Origin of the sequence: Thalassococcus arenae (genome assembly GCF_019104745.1) — a bacterium.
GTDB lineage: Bacteria > Pseudomonadota > Alphaproteobacteria > Rhodobacterales > Rhodobacteraceae > Thalassococcus_B > Thalassococcus_B arenae.
On record NZ_JAHRWL010000002.1, the window covers coordinates 734,220 to 755,209 of the forward strand.

Genomic DNA, 20,990 nt, shown 5'->3' on the forward strand with positions numbered 1-20,990 from the left:
GCCATGAACGAACCCGAATTCACCATCGGCATCGAGGAAGAATACCTGCTGGTCGATCTCGAGAGCTGCGCTCTGGCCGAGGCGCCCGAAGCCTTGATGGAGGCCTGCGCATCCGAACTCGAAGACCAGGTCAGCCCCGAATTCCTGCAATGCCAGATCGAGATCGGCACCAAGCCGTGCCGCGACATCGCCGAGGCGCGCGAGGATCTCAAGCGTCTGCGCAGTTCCGTCGCCCGCCAGGCGCGCAAGTTCGGCATGGCGCCGATCGCCGCCTCGTGCCATCCCTTCGCCGACTGGAAAACCCAGCACCACACGGACAAGCAGCGCTACAACGACCTGAGCCGCGACCTGGGCGGCGTGGTGCGGCGCATGCTGATCTGCGGGATGCATGTGCATGTGGGCCTGGGCGAAGATGCCCTGCGCGCCGACCTGATGCGGCAGATGTCGTATTTCCTGCCGCATCTGCTGGCGCTGTCGGCCTCGTCACCGTTCTGGATGGGCCAGGATACCGAAATGGCGTCCTATCGCATTTCGGTCTTCGACAACCTGCCGCGCACCGGCCTGCCGCCGCAATTCGAAAGCTGGCAGGATTACGAACGGTCCGTCTCGATCCTGATCGACCTGGGGCTGATCGAGGATTCGTCGAAAATCTGGTGGGATCTGCGACCTTCGGCCCGCTTTCCCACGCTGGAAACCCGGATCATGGATGTCCAGCCGCGCATCGAGGATACCCTGATGCTGGCAGCACTGAACCAGTGCCTGTTGCGGATGCTGTGGCGGTTGCGGGTGCGAAACCAGCGCTGGCGGATCTACGACCGGTTCCTGATCGGCGAAAACCGCTGGCGGGCGCAACGCTATGGCGTGTCCGAGGGGCTTATCGATTTCGGCCGCAAGGCGGTTGTGCCCTTTGCCGAACTGGCCGAGGAACTGATCGCCCTGGTCGAGGAAGATGCCGGTATCCTGCGTTGCCTGCCGGAACTGGAGCATGTCCGCGAGGTCGTGGCCAAGGGCAATTCGGCGCAGCGCCAGCGCCGGATCTACCACGACACCGCCGGCAGCGACGACGACCGGATGCGCGCCGTGGTGAAGCACCTTGTCGAGGATTTCCACGTCGGACTTTGACCCTTGCGGTGCGGGCCGCACGCGGCGATAACCCGCCGCAATCTAGGGGGTGCGGATGAAGGTCGCAATCGCCACGTCGGATTATTTCGTGATGGGCGAGACGTTCATCAACCGCCATATCGAACACATGTTCGGTGGCAATACCTGCGTGATCTGCGGCCGCTTCAACGGTCAGGATCCGTTTGGCAAGCCGCTGTTCGTGCGCCGCGCCCCGCTCAGCCTGCCCGACAAGATCGCCGCGCCCATCGCCGCGCTTTGGGGCGCCGCATTCCACGGCACGTCCCGCCTGCCCTTCGGCGCAGGCCGTGCGGCGCTGGCGGCGTTCCTGCGCGACCAGCAGGTCGACGTGATCCTGGCCGAATTCGGCACCCAGGCGCTGGTTGTGGCCAAGATCGGCAACGACCTGGGCATCCCGGTCTTCAGCTATTGGCGCGGCACCGACGCCAGCCGGGCCCTGCGGTCGCGCCAGAGGGTGCGCTCCTACCGGCTGATGATGCCGCGCCTGGCGGGGATGTTTTCGGTCAGCCGGTTCCTGCTCAACAACCTCGCCGCGCAGGGCGTGACCCATCCCAACGCGCATGTGGTGCCCTCGGGCGTGGACATCCGCCGCTTTACACCGGGCGAAAAGCAACCTGGCAGCTTCCTTGCGGTGGGCCGCATGGTGGAAAAGAAGGCGCCGCAGATCACCTTGCGCGCCTTTGCCAGGGCCGCGCGGGACCGCGACGCGCACCTGACCTTCATCGGCGACGGGCCGCTGCTGGAGCCCTCCCGGGTCCTGGCCCGGGATCTCGGCATCGCCGGGCAAGTGACGTTCACCGGCGCCCTGCCCCATGATGCGGTGCGCGACCATCTCGCCCGCACCGAAGTGTTCCTTCAGCATTCGGTCACCGCCCGGGACGGCAATACCGAAGGCTTGCCGACGGCCATCCAGGAGGCGCTGGCCGCCGGTTGCATCACGATCTCGACGATCCATGCCGGCATCCCCGAGGCGGTCGAGGACGGGGTAAACGGCATGCTGGTGCCGGAATGGGACGAGGCAGGTTTCGCCGATCGCATCGCCCGCGTGCTCGACATGGCCGATCGCAGCGCCATGACCCGCGCCGCACGGCAGACCGCGGTCGACCGTTTCGACAATGCCCGCCTGCTGACCAAGGTCGAGGACGTCATCCGCCGGACGATCGCGCGCTGAACCGGTCCGCTCTTCTTCTCTTTCGAAAATACGCAATCCGACGCCGGACACAGGCGACGGGCTTGCCATCCGGCACCTTTCGCGGCAATTATGAACACATGTTCAATTCATCGACCGAAGGAGGCCGGCCATGGATTTCGCGCTGTCCGAGGAACAAACCGCCATCTTCGACATGGCCCATGCGTTCGGCCAGGAGCATATCGCGCCGCATGCCCGCGAATGGGAAGCACAGGGCACGATCCCCAAATCACTTTGGCCGAAACTGGCCGAGCTGGGCTTCGCCGGGCTCTACGTGTCTGAGGACAGCGGCGGATCGGGGCTGACCCGGCTCGACGCCACGCTGGTCTTCGAGGCGCTCAGCATGGCCTGCCCATCGGTCGCGGCCTTCCTGTCGATCCACAACATGTGCGCCAAGATGATCGACGCCTTCGGCTCGGACGATCTCAAGGCGCGCTGGTTGCCGCGTGTCCTCACGATGGAAACGGTGCTGTCCTATTGCCTGACCGAACCGGGATCGGGTTCGGACGCCGCGGCTTTGCGCACCCGCGCGGAGAAGACCAATGAAGGATACCGGCTGACCGGCACCAAGGCATTCATTTCCGGCGGCGGTTATTCGGATGCCTATGTCGTGATGTGCCGCACCGGCGGCGACGGCCCCAAGGGCATTTCGACCGTGATCGTCGGCGATGGGTCGCCGGGACTGTCCTTCGGCGGGCTCGAGGACAAGATGGGCTGGCGGTCGCAGCCCACCGCGCAGGTGCAGTTCGACGATTGCCTGGTGCCGCATGACGCGCTGATCGGCGAGGAAGGTCAGGGGTTTCGCTATGCCATGGCGGGGCTCGACGGCGGGCGGCTCAACATCGCCGCCTGTTCGCTGGGTGCCGCGCAGACCGGGCTGACGCGGACGTTGGCCTATATGGCCGAACGCAAGGCGTTTGGGCAGAGCATCGACCAGTTCCAGGCGCTGCAATTCCGCCTGGCCGACATGGAGATCGAGCTGCAGGCGGCACGCACCTTCCTGCGCCAGGCGGCCTGGAAGCTCGACACGCAGGCGCCGGACGCCACCAAGTTCTGCGCCATGGCCAAGAAATTCGTCACCGAAGCCGGCTCGCGCATCGTCGATCAATGCCTGCAATTGCACGGCGGTTACGGATATCTGGCCGATTACGGCATCGAGAAACTGGTCCGTGACCTGCGCGTGCACCAGATCCTCGAAGGCACGAACGAAATCATGCGCCTGATCGTGGCCCGCCAGATGCTGGCCCGCTGACCGGCGACACAAATTTCTTGCCAGAAATTTGCAAAACTCTTGCAGAGAGTTTTGCCTGCTCCAGGACCGAACGCCATGTCCGATATCGACATCCGCAACCAGGGCCGCGCCGGCCGCATAACGCTGAACCGGCCCAAGGCGTTGAATGCGCTGACCTATGCCATGTGCCTGGCGGTCGAAGAGGCGCTCGACCGCTGGCGCGACGACCCCGCCATCGATCTGGTCCTGCTGGATGCCGAGGGTGATCGCGCCTTCTGTGCCGGCGGCGACATCGCCGAGATGTACGCCACCGGCAGTGCGGGCGATTTCGACTATGGACGGCGCTTTTGGCGCGACGAATACCGCCTGAACGCCAAGTTGGCCGAATACCCCAAGCCCATCGTCAGCTTTCTGCACGGCTTCGTCATGGGCGGTGGCGTCGGGCTGGGAGGGCATTGCAGCCATCGCATCGTCTGCGACGATACGCGGATCGCGATGCCCGAATGCGGCATCGGTTTCGTTCCGGACGTGGGCGGATCCTACCTGCTGGCGCGGGCTCCCGGTCGGCTGGGCGAATATCTGGGCTTGACGGCGGCGCGCATGGGACCGGGCGACGCGATCCATGCCGGCTTCGCCGACGCCTATGTACCGCGCGACGGCTGGGAGGCGCTCAAGCAGGCGCTGGTTGAGACCGGCGACGTGACCGGGCTGGATGCGGCGATGGCCCCTGCCCCGGACAGCCCGCTGGCGGCGCAACAGGCGCAGATCGACGCGCTGTTCGCCGGCGAGGCGCTGCGCGATGTGCTGAACGCGCTGCGCAGCGATGGCGGCGATGTCGCCGCGCAGGCGCTGGCGGCCATGTCCCGAAACGCGCCGCTGTCGATGGCGGTGACGCTGGAGATGTTGCACCGGCTGCGCGGCCCGTCGCTGAACATCCGCAAGGCGCTGGAAATGGAATACCGCGTTTCGCACAGGATCATGGAACACGGCGACTTTCTGGAAGGCATTCGCGCGGCAATCATCGACAAGGACAAATCCCCGAAATGGCGCCATGATCTGGACAACGTGCCCGCGGTGGACGTGTCGCGAATGCTGATGCCGCTTGGCAAGCTGTCACTGAGTTTCAAGGAGAGAGGCATGAAGATCGGTTTCATCGGACTGGGCAACATGGGCGCCCCGATGGCGGCCAACCTGATCAAGGCCGGGCACGAGGTCAGCGGTTTCGACGTCGCCGGTGTGACGGTCGAGGGCGCGGCGCAAGCCGCCAGCGCCGGCGAGGCAGCCCGGGGCGCCGATATCGTGATCACCATGCTGCCCAACGGCGCCATCCTGCGCGCCGTTGCCGCCGAAGTGATCCCGGTCATGCCACCGGGCGCTGTCTTGCTGGATTGTTCCACCGTCGACGTGGAAAGCGCCCGCGCAGTGGCCGAACAGGCCGATGCCGCGGGATTGGCCGCGCTCGATGCGCCGGTTTCCGGCGGGATCGGCGGCGCCGCGGCGGGCACGCTGACCTTCATGGTGGGCGGGTCCGAGGCGGCATTCGCCAAGGCGCAGCCGTTGTTCGACGTCATGGGCCAGAAGGCCGTGCATTGCGGCCCCGCCGGCAACGGACAGGCCGCCAAGATCTGCAACAACATGATCCTGGGTGTGACGATGATCGCCACCTGCGAAGCCTTTGCGCTGGCCGACAAGCTGGGCCTGTCACGACAGGCGATGTTCGACGTGGTGTCGACCTCGTCGGGGTATTCCTGGTCGCTCAACGCCTACTGCCCGGCGCCGGGGATCGGGCCGAAATCACCTGCCGACAACGACTACAAGCCGGGATTCGCATCCGAACTCATGGTCAAGGACCTGGGGCTGGCGCAGCAAGCGGCGGAGGCCGCGGATGCCGACACGCCGATGGGCGCGCAGGCCCTCGCGCTGTACAGGCAATTCGTCGAGGAAGAGGACGGCAAGGGCCGGGATTTCAGCGCCATGCTGCCGCGATTCGAGAAACGCGGCCGGTCGTGACCGGCTGGTTCGACCAGGCCGAGCTGCCGACGCTCGACGAACAAAGCCGGGCGCGGCTGGAGCGCTTGCCGGTGCAGGACGTACCCGCCGGCACCGCGCTGTTTCATCCCGGTGACGCGGTGCGCGGCTTTGTCGTGGTGCTGGCAGGCCGGATCGAGGTGTTCCTGACCGGCCCCACCGGTCGCGACATCCTGCTTTACGCGGTGGAGCCCGGCGAAAGCTGCGTGCAATCGACGCTTGGACTGTTGGGTGGCGAGGCCTATTCCGGCGAGGCCGTCACCCGCACCGCGTGCCGCGTGGTGCTGATCCCGCGCGACACGTTCCTTGCGCTGATGAACGATGACGCGGCCTTTCGCGGTTTCGTCTTTCGGGCCTTCGCGGCGCGGATGCAGGCGACGATGCAGGTGTTGGAGCGGGTCGCCTTCACCCGGGTCGAGGCGCGGCTGGCGGGCGCCTTGCTCGAACGCGCCAAGGACGGTCGCGTGGCCGCCACCCATGCGGAACTCGCCGTGGCCATCGGTTCGGCGCGCGAGGTGGTCTCGCGTCGGCTGGATGCGCTGGAACGGCGCGGCGTCGTGGCGCTGGAACGTGGCGCGGTCATCCTGCGCGATCGCACCGCGCTGGTCGCGTTGGCCGAATCCGGGCAAGTGTGACCACGTCACCGACGCGCCCGGTCTCATCCTCTATCCTGTCCTCAATGGATCGAATCGGAGGATCAAGACATGCTCAAGAAAAACGTCGGAACCACAGACCGCACCATCCGCGCCATCGTTGGCATCGTGCTTCTGGCGCTCGCCTTCACTTCGCTGAGCGGGACGCTGGCCTGGATCGCCGGCATCATTGGCGTGGTCATGCTGGGCACCGCGGCCCTGGGCACCTGCCCGCCCTACGCGTTGCTGGGCATCAATACCTGCAAGCTCAAGAACTGAGCGTCGTGGGCCGGGCCATGTCGCCGATCCGGCCCGCCACTGCACGACGTGACCGGTTCGTTGGCCGAGATGCCAACGAACGGGCATTGTCGTGCCTCTGCCGCGGGTCTTGACCTGCGCTGAGGCAAGGCATGGCTTTCGCCCGTCCCAACCGGACCGGCAGGCGTGCGCGGCTACTCGGCTGCGACCTTGCGCGCCTTGAGCATCGGGCCGAGATAGCGGCCGGTATGGCTGCGCTCGACCTCGGCCACGTCTTCGGGCGTGCCGGTCGCGACGATCTCGCCGCCGCCATCGCCGCCCTCGGGGCCGATATCGATGATCCAGTCGGCGGTCTTGATGACATCCAGGTTGTGTTCGATCACCACGACCGTGTTGCCCTGTTCGACCAGTTCGTGGAGCACTTCGAGCAGCTTGCGCACATCCTCGAAATGCAGCCCCGTCGTGGGTTCGTCGAGGATGTAGAGCGTCCGCCCGGTCGAACGTTTCGCCAGTTCCTTCGACAGCTTCACCCGTTGCGCCTCGCCGCCCGATAGCGTGGTCGCCTGCTGGCCGACCTTGATGTACCCAAGCCCGACCTGCATCAGCGCGTCCATCTTTTCCCGGATCGACGGCACCGCCTTGAAAAAGTCCTGCGCGTCCTCGACCGTCATATCAAGAACGTCCGCTATGCTCTTGCCCTTGAAGCGGATTTCCAGGGTTTCGCGGTTATAACGCTTGCCCTTGCAGGTCTCGCAGGTGACGTAGACATCGGGCAGGAAATGCATCTCGATCTTGATCACGCCATCGCCCTGGCAGGCCTCGCAGCGCCCGCCCTTGACGTTGAAGCTGAAGCGACCCGGCTTGTAGCCGCGGGCTTTGGCCTCGGGCAGACCGGCGAACCAGTCGCGGATCGGGGTGAAGGCACCCGTGTACGTTGCCGGATTCGAACGCGGAGTTCTGCCAATCGGCCGCTGATCGATGTCGATCACCTTGTCGAGATATTGCAGCCCCTTGATCGTCTCGCAGGGTGCGGGCGTCTGACGCGCGCCGTTCAGCGCCATCGAGGCGGTCTTGAACAACGTCTCGATGGTCAGGGTCGACTTGCCGCCGCCCGAAACGCCGGTCACGCAGACGAACTTGCCCAACGGGAAATCGGCGGTCACCTCGCGCAGGTTGTTGCCGGTGGCCTTGACCACGGTCACCGTCTTGCCGTTGCCCTTGCGCCGCTCGGCCGGAACGGGGATCTCGCGCGTGCCGGACAGGTATTGCCCGGTCAGACTGGCGGGGTCCGCGGCCACCTGGTCTGGCGTGCCCTGGGCCACGATCTGGCCACCATGGACCCCGGCGCCCGGGCCGATATCGAAGACGTAATCGGCCTCGCGGATCGCTTCCTCGTCATGTTCGACCACCAGCACGGTGTTGCCCTGATCGCGCAGGTTCTTGAGCGTATCCAGCAGACGGGAATTGTCGCGCTGGTGCAGGCCGATGCTGGGCTCGTCCAGCACGTAGAGCACCCCGGTCAAACCCGATCCGATCTGGCTGGCCAGCCGGATGCGCTGGCTTTCACCGCCCGACAGCGTGCCGGCATTGCGCGACAGCGTCAGGTATTCCAGCCCGACATTGTTCAGGAAACCCAGCCGTTCGCGGATTTCCTTCAGGATCGCCCGGGCGATCTCGTTGCGCTGAGCGCTTAGGTTGTCCGGCACGGTCTTGGTCCAGGCATAGGCCTCGCGGATCGACATCTGAACGACCTGGCCGACATGCAGCCGGTCCTCGGCTTTGCCCCTGGCCGGGCCGATCTTGACCGCCAGGGCCTCTTGCCGCAGCCGGTAACCGCCGCAGCTGCCGCAGGGGCGATTGTTCTGGTAGCGTTCGAATTCCTCGCGGATCCAGGAACTGTCGGTCTCGCGATAGCGACGTTCCATGTTGGGAATAACGCCTTCGAAGCTGCGCGTGACCTGGTAGACGCGCCCGCCCTCGTCATAACGGAAGGGGATCTCGTCATCGCCCGAACCGTAAAGGAATACCTGCTGCACATGCGCCGGCAGGTCCTTCCAGCGGGCGTTCTTGTCGAACTCGTAATGCTTGGCGATGGCCTCGATCGTCTGCAGGAAATACGGGCTCTTGCCCTTGCGCCAGGGCGCCAGTGCGCCATCGCTGATCTTGAGCGTTACGTCCGGCACCACCAGCCGTTCGTCAAAAAACAGCTCGACCCCCAGACCGTCGCAATCCGGGCAGGCACCGAAGGGTGCGTTGAAGGAAAACAGCCGCGGTTCGATTTCCGGGATGGTGAAGCCGCTGACCGGACAGGCAAAGTTTTCGCTGAACGTGATGCGCTCGGGCTCGGGTGCCGAGCCGTCGTCACCCGCAGCCGGGGCGGTCTCCAGGATGGCGATTCCGTCCGCCAGGTCCAGCGCGGTGCGGAAACTGTCGGCCAGACGCGTCTCCATCCCCTCGCGCACGACGATGCGGTCGACCACCACGTCGATGTCGTGGCGGAATTTCTTGTCCAGAACCGGGGGCTCGTCCAGATCGTGGAACGTGCCGTTGACCTTGACCCGCTGGAAACCCTGCTTGCGCAGTTCGAGGAATTCCTTGCGGTACTCGCCCTTGCGGTCGCGCACGATGGGCGCCAGCAGGTAGGCGCGCGTGCCCTCCTCCATCGCCATCACGCGATCGACCATGTCCTGCACCTGTTGTGCCTCGATCGGCTGACCGGTGGCCGGCGAATAGGGCGTGCCGACGCGCGCGAAGAGCAGCCGCAGGTAATCGTAGATTTCGGTCACGGTGCCGACGGTCGACCGGGGGTTCTTGGACGTGGTCTTCTGTTCGATGGAAATCGCGGGGCTAAGGCCGGCGATATGATCGACATCGGGCTTTTCCATCATGTCCAGGAACTGCCGCGCGTAGGCCGACAGCGACTCGACATAGCGGCGCTGGCCTTCGGCATAGATGGTGTCGAAGGCCAGCGACGACTTGCCCGATCCCGACAAGCCGGTGATCACCACCAACTGGTCGCGCGGAATATCCACGTCGATGTTCTTGAGGTTGTGTTCGCGCGCGCCGCGCACCTCGATCTGTTTCAGGTCCGGCATCACGCCCCCACGCTTTGGCCTGTCACAGACATAGGCGAGATCGCCGGCAGAGCCAACGAAAATATGAGAACAAGAAGCGAACACCGGATGCTGCGTTGCGCATGGCGGCGCCGATCGATCACCGATACAGCAAGGACCGACCGTCAGCGAAGAGGTGGACCTTCGAGGCGTCCGCCCCCAGGCGCACGGTCTTGCCACGCACGTCGACATGGATACCGGGCAGCTTGGCGATCACTGCGTCGCGCCCCGGTTCGGGTGCGAAATACAAAAGCGTCACCTCGCCGAGCGCTTCGGTGATGTTGACCAGCCCTTCGTAGAACCAGGGCCCTTCGCCTTCCACCTCGATGCAATCTTCGGGTCGCACCCCGACATTGACCTTCAGGCCCATGTCGGTATCGGTCGTGGGATAGTTCGACAGCGCTTCGCCGCCCCCGGCAAGCTTCACACGGGTCTGCTGACCGGTCTGCACGACTTCGCCGGGGATCAGGTTCATCGCCGGACTGCCGATGAACTGCGCCACGAATTCGCCGTTGGGCCGTTCGTACAACTCGAGCGGGCTGCCGACCTGGGCCACGCCCTTGTTGGCCAGCACGACGATGCGGGACGCCAGCGTCATCGCCTCGACCTGGTCGTGGGTGACGTAGATCATCGTCGAGTCAGGCATCTGTTCCTTGAGTTGCGCGATCTCGATCCGTGTGGCGACGCGCAGCGCCGCGTCGAGGTTCGACAGCGGTTCGTCGAACAGGTAGACCTTGGGATCGCGCACGATCGACCTGCCGATTGCGACGCGTTGGCGCTGGCCGCCCGACAAGGCCTTGGGCAGGCGGTCGAGATAGGGGTCGAGTTGCAGCATCTTGGCCGCCCGGTCCACCGCTGCGTCGATCTCGGCCTTTGATTTCTTGGCGATCTTCAGGGCGAACGACATGTTCTCGCGCACCGTCATGTGCGGGTAAAGCGCGTAGGACTGGAACACCATGGCGATGCCGCGCTGCGCCGGGGGCACGTCGTTGACCACGGTCCCGTCGATCTCCAGGGTGCCGCCGGTGATCTTTTCCAGCCCCGCGATCATCCGCAGAAGCGTGGACTTGCCGCAACCAGACGGGCCGACGAACACGATCAGTTCGCCGGTCTTGATGTCCAGGTTGATGTCCTTGAGCACCTCGACAGTGCCGCCATAGGTCTTGCCGACATCCGTCAGCTTCAGGTCCGCCATGTTTCTCTCCTCCCCGGTTGCGCGTCAGCGTCCGCGCAACAAAAGGGCCGGTTGCCACGGCCCCAGATGCAGCTTTCCGTCCGGACCCGGCCCGGCACTGCCCAATTCCTGCCCGACCTGATGCCAGACGCCTTCGGGCATGTCGACGATGCAGGGATCGACGCTCAGGTTCACTGCGCAGAACAGCGTCTCGTCGTCGTGGCTTCGCGTGAAGGTCACCGCGGTGCCGACCCGTTTCATCGGCGAATGCGCGCCCTTGACCAGGCTCGGATGCGCCTTGCGGAACGCGATCGCCCGCCGGTAATGATGCAGCAGCGCCGCCGGGTTGGATTCCTGCGCGGCGACGGACAGCGGCAGATGCGCGTGGCTGACAGGCAGCCACGGGCGGCCCTCGGAAAAGCCGCCGTTCTGATTGCTGTTCTCCCAGACCATCGGCGTGCGGCAGCCGTCCCGGCCCTTGAATTCCGGCCAGAATTCGATGCCGTAGGGATCCTGCAGGTCTTCGAAGGCGACATCGGCCTCGGGCAGGCCCAGTTCTTCGCCCTGGTAGATGCAGATCGACCCGCGCAAGCACATCATCAGCGTCGCCAGTGCGCGCTGCGCCGCCGGCGTCAGATCCCAACGGGAAGCATGGCGGATCACGTCATGGTTCGAGAACGCCCAACAGGCCCAGCCCTCGGAAACCACTTCGTCCACACGTGCCATGACCTCGGAGAACCGATCCGCGGTCGGCGCGTGGCCGGACAGGAACTCGAAGGAATAGCACATGTGCACCTTGTCGTCCCCGGCGGTGTATTCGCCCATGATCTCGAGGCCGCGCTGCGCATCGCCAACCTCGCCCACGGCCGTGGCGGCGGGATATTCATCCAGCACCGCGCGGAACCGGCGCAGGAATTCCAGGTTTTCCGGCTGGTTCTTGGAATGGATGTGATGCTGGTGGTTGTAGGGGTTCACCCGCGGCGCGATCGAGGAATCGCGCATCTCGACCGGGAGTGGAGGATTGTCGCGCAACTGCTTGTCGGCGAAATAGAAATTGATCGTATCCAGGCGGAATCCGTCGACGCCGCGATCCAGCCAGAACCGCACGACGTCCAGCAGTGCGTCCTGCACGTCCGGATTGTGAAAATTCAGATCGGGCTGCGAGGTCAGGAAGTTGTGCAGGTAATACTGTTCGCGCCGGCCGTCCCATTGCCAGGCCGGCCCGCCGAAGATCGACAGCCAGTTGTTGGGCGGTGTTCCATCGGGCTTGGGGTCGGCCCAGACATACCAGTCGGCCTTGGGGTTGTCCCGGCTGGCGCGACTTTCCGCGAACCAGGGGTGCTTGTCCGAGGTATGGGACAGCACGAGATCGATCATCACCTTGAGACCCAGCTTGTGGGCGGTGTCCAGCAGCACATCGAAATCCGACAGCGTGCCGAACATCGGGTCGACGTCGCAATAATCGCTGACGTCATAGCCGAAATCCTCCATCGGCGAGGTGAAGAAGGGCGATATCCAGATCGCATCCACGCCCAGTGAGGCGACATAGGGCAGCCGCTGGGTGATGCCCTTCAGATCACCGATCCCGTCGCCATTGCTGTCCTGGAAGCTGCGCGGATAGATCTGGTAGATCACCGCCCCGCGCCACCAATCCTTGTCCACGGCCTGCGCGACGGCCGTTGCCATTTTCACCTGCTTGTTCACAATCATAGCCCTTATTTCACCGAGCCGGCCAGCAGGCCGCGCACGAGGTATTTCTGCATTGCGAAGAAGACCAGCAGCGGCACCGCGATGGACACGAAGGCCGCCGTGGCCAGAATTTCCCAGTTGCCGCCGCGGGTGCCCAGAAGCTCGACGATCTGGTTGGTCATCACGGTGGTCTGCCCGGTGCTGTCGATCAGGAACACCTTGGCCACCAGCAGGTCATTCCATGTCCAGAGGAACTGGAAGATGGCAAAGCTGGCCAGCGCCGGAAAGGACAGCGGCAGGATGATCTTGGTGAAGATCTGAAAGTCGGTCGCACCGTCGACGCGGGCGTTTTCGATGATGTCGCGCGGCAGACCGACCATGTAATTGCGCAACAGGTAGATTGCCAGCGGCAGGCCGAACCCGGTATGCGCCAGCCAGACGCCGAGATAGCCCTTGCCGATGCCGATTCCCAGGTGAAGCTTGAGCAGCGGGATCAGCGCCAGTTGCAGCGGCACGACCAGCAGCCCGACCACGCAGGCGATCAGGATCGCGCGGCCGGGGAAATCCATCCAGGCCAGCGCGAAGGCGGCAAAAGCCGCCACGACGATCGGGATGATCGTGGCGGGGATGGTCACGGTCAGCGTGTTGAAGAACGCCTTGGCCATGTTGTCGTTGCCGCGGCCCGAGCTCAGCACGGTCTCGTAGTTCTCAAGCGTCAGTTCGGGCGGAACCTCGGCGGTCGCGAACAGGCGGACACCGCGGCTGCCTTCGAACGGACCGTCGTTTTCCAGGCGATAATCGCCATTGGCCTGCAAGGTCACCCGACCCTCTCGGCGCAGATCGGCGGTTTCCCCCGGTTGAAAGGCGTTGATATCGCGCGAACTGATCCCCCAGGACGCGATTTCGCCGCGTGCGTCTTCGTCAAAGACGTTGCCTTCGATGATGAACAGGTCGCCCTGCCGGACGGCGGTGTCCGGGCTGGCCGTGCGCAGGGTCAGGTTCTGTTCGGTGGCAAAGGGTGCCTTCCACCATCCCGAGGCCTGGATCTGGTCGACCGTGCGGAAGGATGAGACGAACAGCCCCAGGGTTGGCGTCAGCCACAGCAGGACGAGAAACGCCACCGAGATATGCACTGCCCAGGTCAGGCTGGATTTCGAACCGGCTATGTTGTCCATGATCCGTTTCTCCTCAGCGCATTTCTTTGCGGGCGTTGTAGACGTTCCAGACCAGGATCGGCGTCACCAGCAGCATGATGACCATGGCCGCGGCCGACCCGACGCCCCAGTCATTGGCGCGGAACAGCTTGTCGTACATGTAGTTGGCCAGGACCTGCGTTTCCCATTGCCCGTTGGTCATTGCAAAGACGATGTCGAAGACCTTGAGCACGGTGATGGTGATCGTTGTCCAGACCACCACGATCGTGCCCATGATCTGGGGCACCTTGATCTTGAAGAAGATCTGGAACGGGTTCGCGCCGTCGACGATGGCCGCCTCGATCGTTTCCTCGGGGATGCCGCGCAGCGCCGCCGACAGGATCACCATGGCGAAACCGGTCTGGATCCAGACCAGGACCACCATCAGGAAAAAGTTGTTCCAGAACGGAATGGTCAGCCAGGTTTGCGGCATGTCGCCACCAAAGAAGATGTAGAGCGCATTCAGCATGCCGATCTGGTCGGTGCCTTCAGGGCGGGCGTCATAGACCAGCTTCCAGATCACCGCAGCCCCGACGAACGAGATCGCCATCGGCATGAAGATCAGCGACTTGGCGAAGTTGCCCCACCTGATACGGTCGGTCAGCTGCGCGACCAGCAGGCCAAGCGCGGTCGATGCGGCGGGCACCACGACCAGCCACAGCATGTTGTTGCGCATCGCTTCCCAGAATTTCGGCTCGCTCATCATCTGGGAGTAGTTCGCCAACCCGATGAAGGCGCCACCCTCGTCGCGGTCGGTCAGCGACAGGCGCAGTGTCTCGAACACCGGATAGGCCAGGTAGAGCCCAAGCGCGAAGATCGCGGGAAACAGGAACAGCCAGGGCCGGATCATGTTGGCGCGGTTGATGTTGCGCCCCGCATGCGGCCCGCTTGCGGGGAACAGAACCTTGTCGAGAAACTGGTTCGACAGGTAAAAATAGGCAAGGCAGCCGCCCACGCCCAATACGATGGTCGTCAGTCCCAGAATGGCTGGATGCATGGCGTTTCCCCCGTCCGAAAGGGCCCCCCGGTCGACCGGGAGGCCCGCAGTGTCTTCCGCCGGTTACTTAGCGGCGTCCCAGGATGCCTGGATTTCGGCAGCCACGGCGGCGGCGTCCTTGCCGCCGACATAGTCCACCATGCCGGTCCAGAACGACCCCTGTCCGACGGCGCCCGGCATCAGGTCCGAGCCGTCGAAGCGGAAGGTGGTCGCGCCCAGCAGGATCTCACCCAGGCCGCGCAGCGTGTCGTCCTTGTAGGCGTCGAGGTTCACGCCTTTGTGCGGGGTCAGGAATCCGGTCTGCGCCATCATGATCTCATGCGCGATGGGCTGCTTGAGGAATTCCATCAGCGCCGTCGCGCCATCCGACGGATCGGTGATCGCCATCAGCGTGCCACCACCCAGAACCGGGTTGCCCAGGTCCTTGTCGGCGAAGGCCGGCATGTAGAAGAAATCGGTGTCGACGCCGAATTCCACATCCTCGGGGAAGAAGGCCGGCACGAACGATGCCTGGCGGTGCATGTAGCATTGCGGCGGCGACGTGAACAAACCGTTGGGGCTTTCACGGAAGTCGGTGGTGGCCACCGCGCCGGCGCCGCCCGAGACCTTGGCGTCGTCGCGCGCGAACCAGCCGAATTCCTCGATCGCGGCGATCACGCGCGGATCGTCGAACGGGATCTCGTTGCGTGTCCACTGGTCGTAGACATCCGGCGACTGGGTGCGCAGCATCAGGTCCTCGACCCAGTCGGTCGCCGGCCAGCCGGTCGCGGCACCCGAACCCAGGCCGATGCACCAGGGCGTTTCGCCATCGGCGACGATCTGTTCGGTCAGCGCCTTGAGCTCTTCCATCGTGGTCGGAACCTCATAGCCCGCATCCTCGAAATTCTCGGGGTTGTACCAGACCAGCGACTTGACGTTCACGTTGAAGAAAAAGCCGTACATCTGCGGGTTGCCGCTGGCATCCGGGTAAGTGCCCAGATCGACCCAGGATTGACCCGCGGCATAGTTTTCCGCGACCCAGTCGCCCATGCCGTCGGCCAGCGGAGAAAGCTGGCCCTTGGCGGCCATTCCGGCAGCCAGGCCCGGTTGCGGGAAGACGGCGATGTTCGGCGGCGAGCCGGCTTCGGCGTCGATCAGGATTTGCTGCTCGAAGCTGTCCGAACCGGTATAGATCACGTCGGCGCCGGTGGCCTCTTCGAAATAGGCCAGCATGTTTTCCAGAAAGCCGTCTTCCGGTGTCAGCCAGGGGCCCGCGATGGTGATCGTCTGCCCGCTGAGATCGGGCGCCGAATCGGCCCAGGCATTGTAGCTGTCCCAGTTGAACGGGCCGTCGCCGGGCGCAAAGGCAAGGTGGCCGCCGGCCGGCGCCTGACCTGCGAAAAGCGCGGCCGCGGCCACGCCTGTAAGAATGGTGCGTTTCATATTGGATCCTCCCTGAGACGCGACATACTGTATGAAAACAACCAGTGCGCGAATTTGTCAAAGCGCTTTGGACATCGTACATTGATCCGATCTTCGTCCGGCTGTCAACGATATTCCTCCGCCTGGCCGGCGTGAATCGATGCTGCGGCGCAGCTAAACGAATCCCTCTTTCCCCGACGGCAGTTTCCCGTATAACCAAGAGAAATTGAAGGCGCTTTGAATGCGGACTTACTTCCGATGAACCTGAAAGAGCTCGCGGAACATCTGAAACTGTCGCAGACCACGGTCAGCCGGGCGCTGAACGGCTTTCCGGAGGTGAGCGAAAAGACCCGCGCCCGGGTCATCGCCGCGGCGCGAGACATGAACTACAGCCCGAATGCCCGCGCCAAGGGGCTGGCCACCGGGCGTGCGCTGGCGATCGGCCACGTGATCCCGGTCTCGACCCGGCACGAGATGGTCAACCCGGTCTTCGGCGATTTCATCGCGGGCGCCGGTGAGACCTATGCAGCGTCGGGCTATGACATGCTGCTCAGCCTCGTCGACGACAAGGACGAAACGGCGCTCTATCGCAAGATCCGCGCGCGCGGGTCGGTCGATGGCATCATCGTGCACGGCCCGCGTATGGACGACGCCCGGATCGCCCTGCTGAGCGAACTGGGCCTGCCCTTTGTCGTGCATGGCCGTGCCTCGAACGTGACCGCGCCCTATTCCTGGCTGGACATCAACAACGGCCGGGCGTTTCGGCGCGCAACGGAATTCCTGCTGGATCTCGGCCACCGCCGGATCGCGCTGGTCAACGGGCTCGAGCGGATGGACTTCGCCCATCGCCGCCGCGAAGCCTATACCGACGTCTTGCGCAACCGCGGCCTGAGCGTCGATCCGGCGCTGATGCGCAGCGACGAGATGACCGAATCCTATGGCTTCCGGTCAGCCAGCGAGATGCTCGATGGCGCCGACCCGCCCACCGCGTTCCTGGCGTCGTCGATGATCACCGCCATCGGCATCCGTCGCGCCCTGCACGACCGCGGGCTGGTGATGGGACGCGACGTGTCGGTGCTGACCCATGACGACGATTTGGGTTACCTGAAGAACACGACCGAAGTGCCGATCTTCACCGCCACGCGGTCTTCGGTGCGCGAAGCGGGGCGGCGCGTGGCCGAAATGCTGCTGTCTTTGATCGCCAATCCCGGTTCGGGACCGATACACGAATTGATGGAAGCCGACCTGATCATCGGGGCGTCGACCGGCCCCGCGCCGGCATGACACGGGTTGCGCGACCTCTCGCTGCGGGCAATCCGCTTGATTGACCCGCCAAAGGCTTTTACCACGCCCCTGCCCGCCCAAAGTGAGAGTTCCATGGCCGACATGTCCAGCCTGATCGCGGTGGTCGCCGATATCGGCGGCACCAACACCCGTGTCGCCATCAGCCGCGGCCGTGTCGTCGATACAGGCAGCATCCGCCGCTATCGCAATGCCGACCATGACGGCATCGCCTCGGTCCTGCGGATGTACCTGGCCGAAACCGGCGCTGCACCGCAGGCCGCATCCGTCGCCATGGCCGGGCCGGTTCGCGACAGCCGCGGAACACTGACCAACCTCGACTGGACCATCGACCGCGAGGTGGTGCGCAGCGCCTCCAAGGCCGGGCACGTCGCGGTGTTGAACGATCTGCAGGCCCAGGGCCACGCCCTGGCCCATCTGGGCGCGGGCGCGACCGAGGTGCTGCTGCCCGGCCTGCCAGCCAGCCTGCAGGCGGCGAAACTGGTCGTCGGCGTCGGCACGGGCATGAATGTCGCGCCGGTCTTCCGCCTGAACGGCCAGACCTTGGTGCCGCCCTCGGAGGCGGGCCACATCACCCTGCCCCTGCAAAGCCAGGACGAATTGCGACTGAAGGATTTCATCGCCGCGCAACACGGCCAGCCTGGGGTCGAGGACATCCTGTCGGGGCGCGGCTTCGAGCGGGTCTATGCCTGGCTCTGCGCCGAAAGGGGCGGCACACCCAAGGATGCCGGTGCGATCATGGACACGCTCGACAGCGATCTGCTGGCCGGCGAGGCGGTGTCGATCTTTACCCGGATGCTGGGCCGGGTTGCTGGCAACCTGGCGCTGATCATGCTGCCGTTCGGCGGCATCTACCTGTGTGGCGGCGTCACCCGGCATTTCGCTCCGCATCTGCTGCGCGCGGGCTTTGCCGAGGCGTTCCGCGACAAGGGGCGGTTCGCCGAGTTCATGGGCCAGTTCCCGGTGCACGTGGTCACCGACGATTTCGCCGCGCTGACCGGATGCGCCGCGCATCTGGTGGAAACGCTGGAACAAGGCGCCTGAGCGCGGCACCGCTTTACTTGCGGCCGCGGCTGCGACTGGCATAGACCGGAGGCCGAGGATTGCATCGCGGGGATTTCATGCGCGCCACGACCGTTTCCACCCAACCGATCGCCGGTCAGAAACCGGGCACGTCCGGTCTGCGCAAGACGACACCCGAATTCATGGCGCCGCATTTCCTGGAAAATTTCGTCCAGAGCATCTGGACCGGCATCGGCGGCCTGGCGGGCAAGACCCTGATTCTGGGCGGTGACGGGCGCTATTTCAACGACCGCGCGGCACAGGTCGTGTTGCGGATGGCTGCCGCTTCGGGGGCGGCGCGCGTGATCGTGGGGCGCGACGGGCTGTTGTCGACCCCCGCGGCCTCGCATCTGATCCGGTCGCGTGGCGCCGATGGCGGGGTGATCCTGTCCGCCAGCCACAATCCCGGCGGGCCGGATGGCGATTTCGGCGTCAAGTTCAACATCGCCAATGGTGGCCCCGCGCCCGAAGCCGTGACATCGGCGATCTTTTCGGCAAGCCGGTCGATAACGGAATACGCAATCGTCGAGTCGCAGGATGTCGATCTTTCGGTCCTCGGTGAAAGCCGGCTGGGCGACATGGTGGTCGAGGTCGTGGACCCGGTGGCCGACTACGCCGCGCTGATGGAGCGGTTGTTCGATTTCGACGCCATTGCCGGCCTGTTCGCCAGCGGCTTCACGCTGCGCTTCGACGCCATGCACGCGGTGACCGGGCCCTATGCGGCGGCGATCCTTCAGGACAGGCTGGGTGCGGCGCCCGGCAGCGTCGTCAATGCCACCCCCCTGCCCGATTTCGGCGGCGGTCACCCCGATCCCAACCCGATCTGGGCGCATGAATTGATGGCCGCGATGTCCGGCCCGGACGCACCTGATTTCGGTGCGGCCTCGGATGGCGACGGCGATCGCAACATGATCGTGGGCCGCAACTGCTATGTCGCCCCGTCCGACAGCCTCGCGGTGCTGGCCGCCAACGCGACTCTGATCCCGGCCTGCCGTGGCGGGCTGGCCGGCGTCGCGCGGTCGATGCCCACGTCGCAGGCGGTCGACCGGGTTGCCGAAGCGCTTGGCATCGCCTGCCACGAAACGCCCACGGGCTGGAAGTATTTCGGCAGCCTGCTGGATGCCGGGCTGGTGACGCTTTGCGGCGAAGAGAGTGCGGGCACCGGATCGGATCACCTGCGCGAAAAGGATGGGCTGTGGGCGGTCCTGTTCTGGCTCAACATCCTCGCCCGGCGGCGGGTGCCGGTGGCCCGGGTCATGGCCGACCACTGGCAGCGCTACGGACGCACCTATTATTCCCGCCACGACTACGAAGCGCTGAACGCCGATCTGGCCAATGCGCTGATGGACGACTTGCGCGCCCGACTGCCCGATCTGCCGGGAACCGACGCCGCGGGTCTGATCGTGCGGGGCGCCGACGAATTCGCCTATGAAGATCCGGTGGACGGTTCGCGCGCCGAGGCGCAGGGCCTGCGGATCTGGTTCGAAAACGGCGCCCGCGCGGTGTTCCGCCTTTCGGGCACGGGAACGGTCGGTGCGACCTTGCGGGTTTATCTGGAACGCCACGATGCGCAGACGCTGGATTACGAGACGCAGTTCGCCTTGGCCCCGGTGATTGCGGCGGCCGAAGCGCTGGCCGGGATCGCCAGTCGCACCGGGCGGACCGCCCCCGACGTCGTCACCTGAGCGCCCATGGACAACCTGCGGGGCATCGGCTGGATGGTGCTGGCCATGGCACTGTTCGCCATCGAGGACGCGCTGATCAAGCAGGCCGCCGCAGACATTCCGGCAGGTCAGATCCTCATGCTGCTGGGTCTTGGCGGCGGTGCCTTTTTCGCGGCCATCGCCCGGCTGCGCGGTTTGCGGTTGCTGTCGCCGGTCCTGCTGTCGGGCCCGGTGATGATCCGCAACCTGACCGAAATGATCGGCACGCTGGGTTTCGTGACCGCGATCACGACGATCCCGCTGTCCACCGCGTCGGCAGTCCTCCAGGCGACGCCACTGGTCATGACGATGGGTGCGGCGCTGATCTTTGCCGAACCGGTGGGCTGGCGGCGCTGGAGCGCCATCGGCATCGGCTTTGCCGGCGTGCTGGTCATCATCCGCCCCGGCCTCGCCGGGTTCGACCCCTATGCGCTGTTCGCCGTTCTGGGCGTGCTGGGCCTGGCCGGGCGCGACCTGGCCGCGCGCGCCGTGCCGCGCGCCATTCCCAACGTGCAACTGGCCGCCTACGGGTTCCTGATGCTGATCCCCACTGGTGCCGTGCTGCTGCTGTTCGGTGCACCGTGGTCGCCACCGACGCCGGACACCTGGGCGCTGATCGCGCTTGCGGTCGCCGTGGGCGTGGCGGGATACTATGCCATCACCACGGCCTCGCGCACAGGGGACGTGTCGGTGGTGACGCCGTTCCGGTATTCGCGCCTGATCTTCGCGCTATTGGTCGGGATGACGGTTTTCGGCGAACGGCCCGACGCGCTGACCTATCTGGGCGCGGTGCTGGTCATCGGTTCCGGCCTCTACACCTTCATGCGTGAAAGACGGGTGATGACGCAGAGTAAGCGTTAGCGCTATCAGTCCCTGTT

The 20,990-nt window shown here is 65.0% G+C and carries 16 protein-coding genes and 1 pseudogene; 11 read left to right on the forward strand and 6 right to left on the reverse strand.

Going from position 1 to position 20,990, the window contains the following annotated elements; genetic code table 11:
- Positions 1–3 precede the first annotated feature (3 nt).
- The 7 genes and pseudogenes from KUH32_RS14890 to KUH32_RS14915 all read left to right on the forward strand — a co-directional run bounded on the left by KUH32_RS14890 (position 4) and on the right by KUH32_RS14915 (position 6,499).
- Positions 4–1,122 carry a carboxylate-amine ligase gene (locus KUH32_RS14890; protein WP_217779388.1) on the forward strand — a complete coding sequence of 373 codons (1,119 nt, stop codon included), beginning with the start codon at positions 4–6 and terminating at the stop codon, positions 1,120–1,122.
- Positions 1,123–1,177: 55 nt separating this feature from the next.
- On the forward strand, positions 1,178–2,311 hold the full coding sequence (locus KUH32_RS14895; RefSeq protein WP_217779389.1) for a glycosyltransferase: 1,134 nt from the start codon (positions 1,178–1,180) through the stop codon (positions 2,309–2,311).
- Positions 2,312–2,441: 130 nt separating this feature from the next.
- Complete coding sequence (locus tag KUH32_RS14900; RefSeq protein WP_217779390.1) at positions 2,442–3,581, forward strand: acyl-CoA dehydrogenase family protein; 1,140 nt, start codon at positions 2,442–2,444, stop codon at positions 3,579–3,581.
- Positions 3,582–3,656: 75 nt separating this feature from the next.
- Positions 3,657–4,610 (forward strand): annotated as a pseudogene (locus KUH32_RS18635) (enoyl-CoA hydratase/isomerase family protein); the annotation flags it as partial.
- A gap of 87 nt (positions 4,611–4,697) precedes the next feature.
- On the forward strand, positions 4,698–5,570 hold the full coding sequence (gene mmsB / locus KUH32_RS18640; protein WP_348541140.1) for a 3-hydroxyisobutyrate dehydrogenase: 873 nt from the start codon (positions 4,698–4,700) through the stop codon (positions 5,568–5,570).
- The gene (locus KUH32_RS14910; RefSeq protein ID WP_217779392.1) at positions 5,567–6,223 is read left to right on the forward strand and encodes a Crp/Fnr family transcriptional regulator; all 657 of its coding nucleotides are present in this window, start codon (positions 5,567–5,569) and stop codon (positions 6,221–6,223) included. The genes mmsB and KUH32_RS14910 overlap by 4 nt, the downstream gene beginning before the upstream one ends.
- Positions 6,224–6,292: 69 nt before the next feature.
- Positions 6,293–6,499 carry a YgaP family membrane protein gene (locus KUH32_RS14915; RefSeq protein ID WP_217779393.1) on the forward strand — a complete coding sequence of 69 codons (207 nt, stop codon included), beginning with the start codon at positions 6,293–6,295 and terminating at the stop codon, positions 6,497–6,499.
- Between the two features lie 173 nt (positions 6,500–6,672).
- Here the strand turns inward: KUH32_RS14915 and uvrA are convergent, their stop codons facing one another.
- The 6 genes from uvrA to KUH32_RS14945 all read right to left on the reverse strand — a co-directional run bounded on the left by uvrA (position 6,673) and on the right by KUH32_RS14945 (position 16,066).
- Positions 6,673–9,573, reverse strand: coding sequence for an excinuclease ABC subunit UvrA (uvrA, locus tag KUH32_RS14920; protein ID WP_217779394.1), 2,901 nt, complete (start codon positions 9,571–9,573; stop codon positions 6,673–6,675).
- 118 nt (positions 9,574–9,691) lie between these two features.
- Positions 9,692–10,786, reverse strand: coding sequence for an ABC transporter ATP-binding protein (locus KUH32_RS14925; RefSeq protein WP_217779395.1), 1,095 nt, complete (start codon positions 10,784–10,786; stop codon positions 9,692–9,694).
- A gap of 24 nt (positions 10,787–10,810) precedes the next feature.
- The gene (gene bglA, locus KUH32_RS14930) at positions 10,811–12,451 is read right to left on the reverse strand and encodes a beta-galactosidase BglA (RefSeq protein ID WP_217779396.1); all 1,641 of its coding nucleotides are present in this window, start codon (positions 12,449–12,451) and stop codon (positions 10,811–10,813) included.
- 29 nt (positions 12,452–12,480) lie between these two features.
- Positions 12,481–13,629 carry a carbohydrate ABC transporter permease gene (locus tag KUH32_RS14935; RefSeq protein ID WP_217779397.1) on the reverse strand — a complete coding sequence of 383 codons (1,149 nt, stop codon included), beginning with the start codon at positions 13,627–13,629 and terminating at the stop codon, positions 12,481–12,483.
- 13 nt (positions 13,630–13,642) lie between these two features.
- Positions 13,643–14,644, reverse strand: coding sequence for a carbohydrate ABC transporter permease (locus tag KUH32_RS14940; protein ID WP_217779398.1), 1,002 nt, complete (start codon positions 14,642–14,644; stop codon positions 13,643–13,645).
- A gap of 63 nt (positions 14,645–14,707) precedes the next feature.
- Positions 14,708–16,066, reverse strand: a complete 1,359-nt coding sequence (locus KUH32_RS14945; RefSeq protein ID WP_217779399.1) for an ABC transporter substrate-binding protein — start codon at positions 16,064–16,066, stop codon at positions 14,708–14,710.
- A 237-nt stretch (positions 16,067–16,303) separates the two neighbouring features.
- On the opposite strand from KUH32_RS14945, the gene KUH32_RS14950 reads away from it, so the two are divergent.
- From KUH32_RS14950 to KUH32_RS14965, 4 genes are all read left to right on the forward strand, one after another.
- Entirely contained in the window at positions 16,304–17,329 is a 1,026-nt protein-coding gene (locus KUH32_RS14950) for a substrate-binding domain-containing protein (protein ID WP_217779400.1), read from the forward strand.
- A 93-nt stretch (positions 17,330–17,422) separates the two neighbouring features.
- On the forward strand, positions 17,423–18,391 hold the full coding sequence (locus KUH32_RS14955) for a glucokinase (RefSeq protein WP_217779401.1): 969 nt from the start codon (positions 17,423–17,425) through the stop codon (positions 18,389–18,391).
- Positions 18,392–18,468: 77 nt separating this feature from the next.
- Positions 18,469–20,094, forward strand: coding sequence for an alpha-D-glucose phosphate-specific phosphoglucomutase (locus KUH32_RS14960; RefSeq protein ID WP_217779402.1), 1,626 nt, complete (start codon positions 18,469–18,471; stop codon positions 20,092–20,094).
- Positions 20,095–20,100: 6 nt separating this feature from the next.
- Positions 20,101–20,973 (forward strand): DMT family transporter, encoded by an 873-nt coding sequence (locus tag KUH32_RS14965; protein WP_217779403.1) that lies wholly within the window; start codon positions 20,101–20,103, stop codon positions 20,971–20,973.
- Positions 20,974–20,990: the final 17 nt, after the last annotated feature.

What these genes read in the sequence shown, in the direction of transcription:
- KUH32_RS14960 (WP_217779402.1), top strand. Translation starts at nt 18,469, where the DNA reads ATGCGCGCCACGACCGTTTCCACCCAACCGATCGCCGGTCAGAAACCG.
- KUH32_RS14935 (WP_217779397.1), bottom strand. Translation starts at nt 13,629, where the DNA reads ATGGACAACATAGCCGGTTCGAAATCCAGCCTGACCTGGGCAGTGCAT.
- KUH32_RS14955 (WP_217779401.1), top strand. Translation starts at nt 17,423, where the DNA reads ATGGCCGACATGTCCAGCCTGATCGCGGTGGTCGCCGATATCGGCGGC.
- KUH32_RS14950 (WP_217779400.1), top strand. Translation starts at nt 16,304, where the DNA reads ATGAACCTGAAAGAGCTCGCGGAACATCTGAAACTGTCGCAGACCACG.
- uvrA (WP_217779394.1), bottom strand. Translation starts at nt 9,573, where the DNA reads ATGCCGGACCTGAAACAGATCGAGGTGCGCGGCGCGCGCGAACACAAC.
- KUH32_RS14915 (WP_217779393.1), top strand. Translation starts at nt 6,293, where the DNA reads ATGCTCAAGAAAAACGTCGGAACCACAGACCGCACCATCCGCGCCATC.
- KUH32_RS14900 (WP_217779390.1), top strand. Translation starts at nt 2,442, where the DNA reads ATGGATTTCGCGCTGTCCGAGGAACAAACCGCCATCTTCGACATGGCC.
- mmsB (WP_348541140.1), top strand. Translation starts at nt 4,698, where the DNA reads ATGAAGATCGGTTTCATCGGACTGGGCAACATGGGCGCCCCGATGGCG.
- KUH32_RS14945 (WP_217779399.1), bottom strand. Translation starts at nt 16,066, where the DNA reads ATGAAACGCACCATTCTTACAGGCGTGGCCGCGGCCGCGCTTTTCGCA.
- bglA (WP_217779396.1), bottom strand. Translation starts at nt 12,451, where the DNA reads ATGGCAACGGCCGTCGCGCAGGCCGTGGACAAGGATTGGTGGCGCGGG.
- KUH32_RS14925 (WP_217779395.1), bottom strand. Translation starts at nt 10,786, where the DNA reads ATGGCGGACCTGAAGCTGACGGATGTCGGCAAGACCTATGGCGGCACT.
- KUH32_RS14965 (WP_217779403.1), top strand. Translation starts at nt 20,101, where the DNA reads ATGGACAACCTGCGGGGCATCGGCTGGATGGTGCTGGCCATGGCACTG.
- KUH32_RS14890 (WP_217779388.1), top strand. Translation starts at nt 4, where the DNA reads ATGAACGAACCCGAATTCACCATCGGCATCGAGGAAGAATACCTGCTG.
- KUH32_RS14940 (WP_217779398.1), bottom strand. Translation starts at nt 14,644, where the DNA reads ATGCATCCAGCCATTCTGGGACTGACGACCATCGTATTGGGCGTGGGC.
- KUH32_RS14895 (WP_217779389.1), top strand. Translation starts at nt 1,178, where the DNA reads ATGAAGGTCGCAATCGCCACGTCGGATTATTTCGTGATGGGCGAGACG.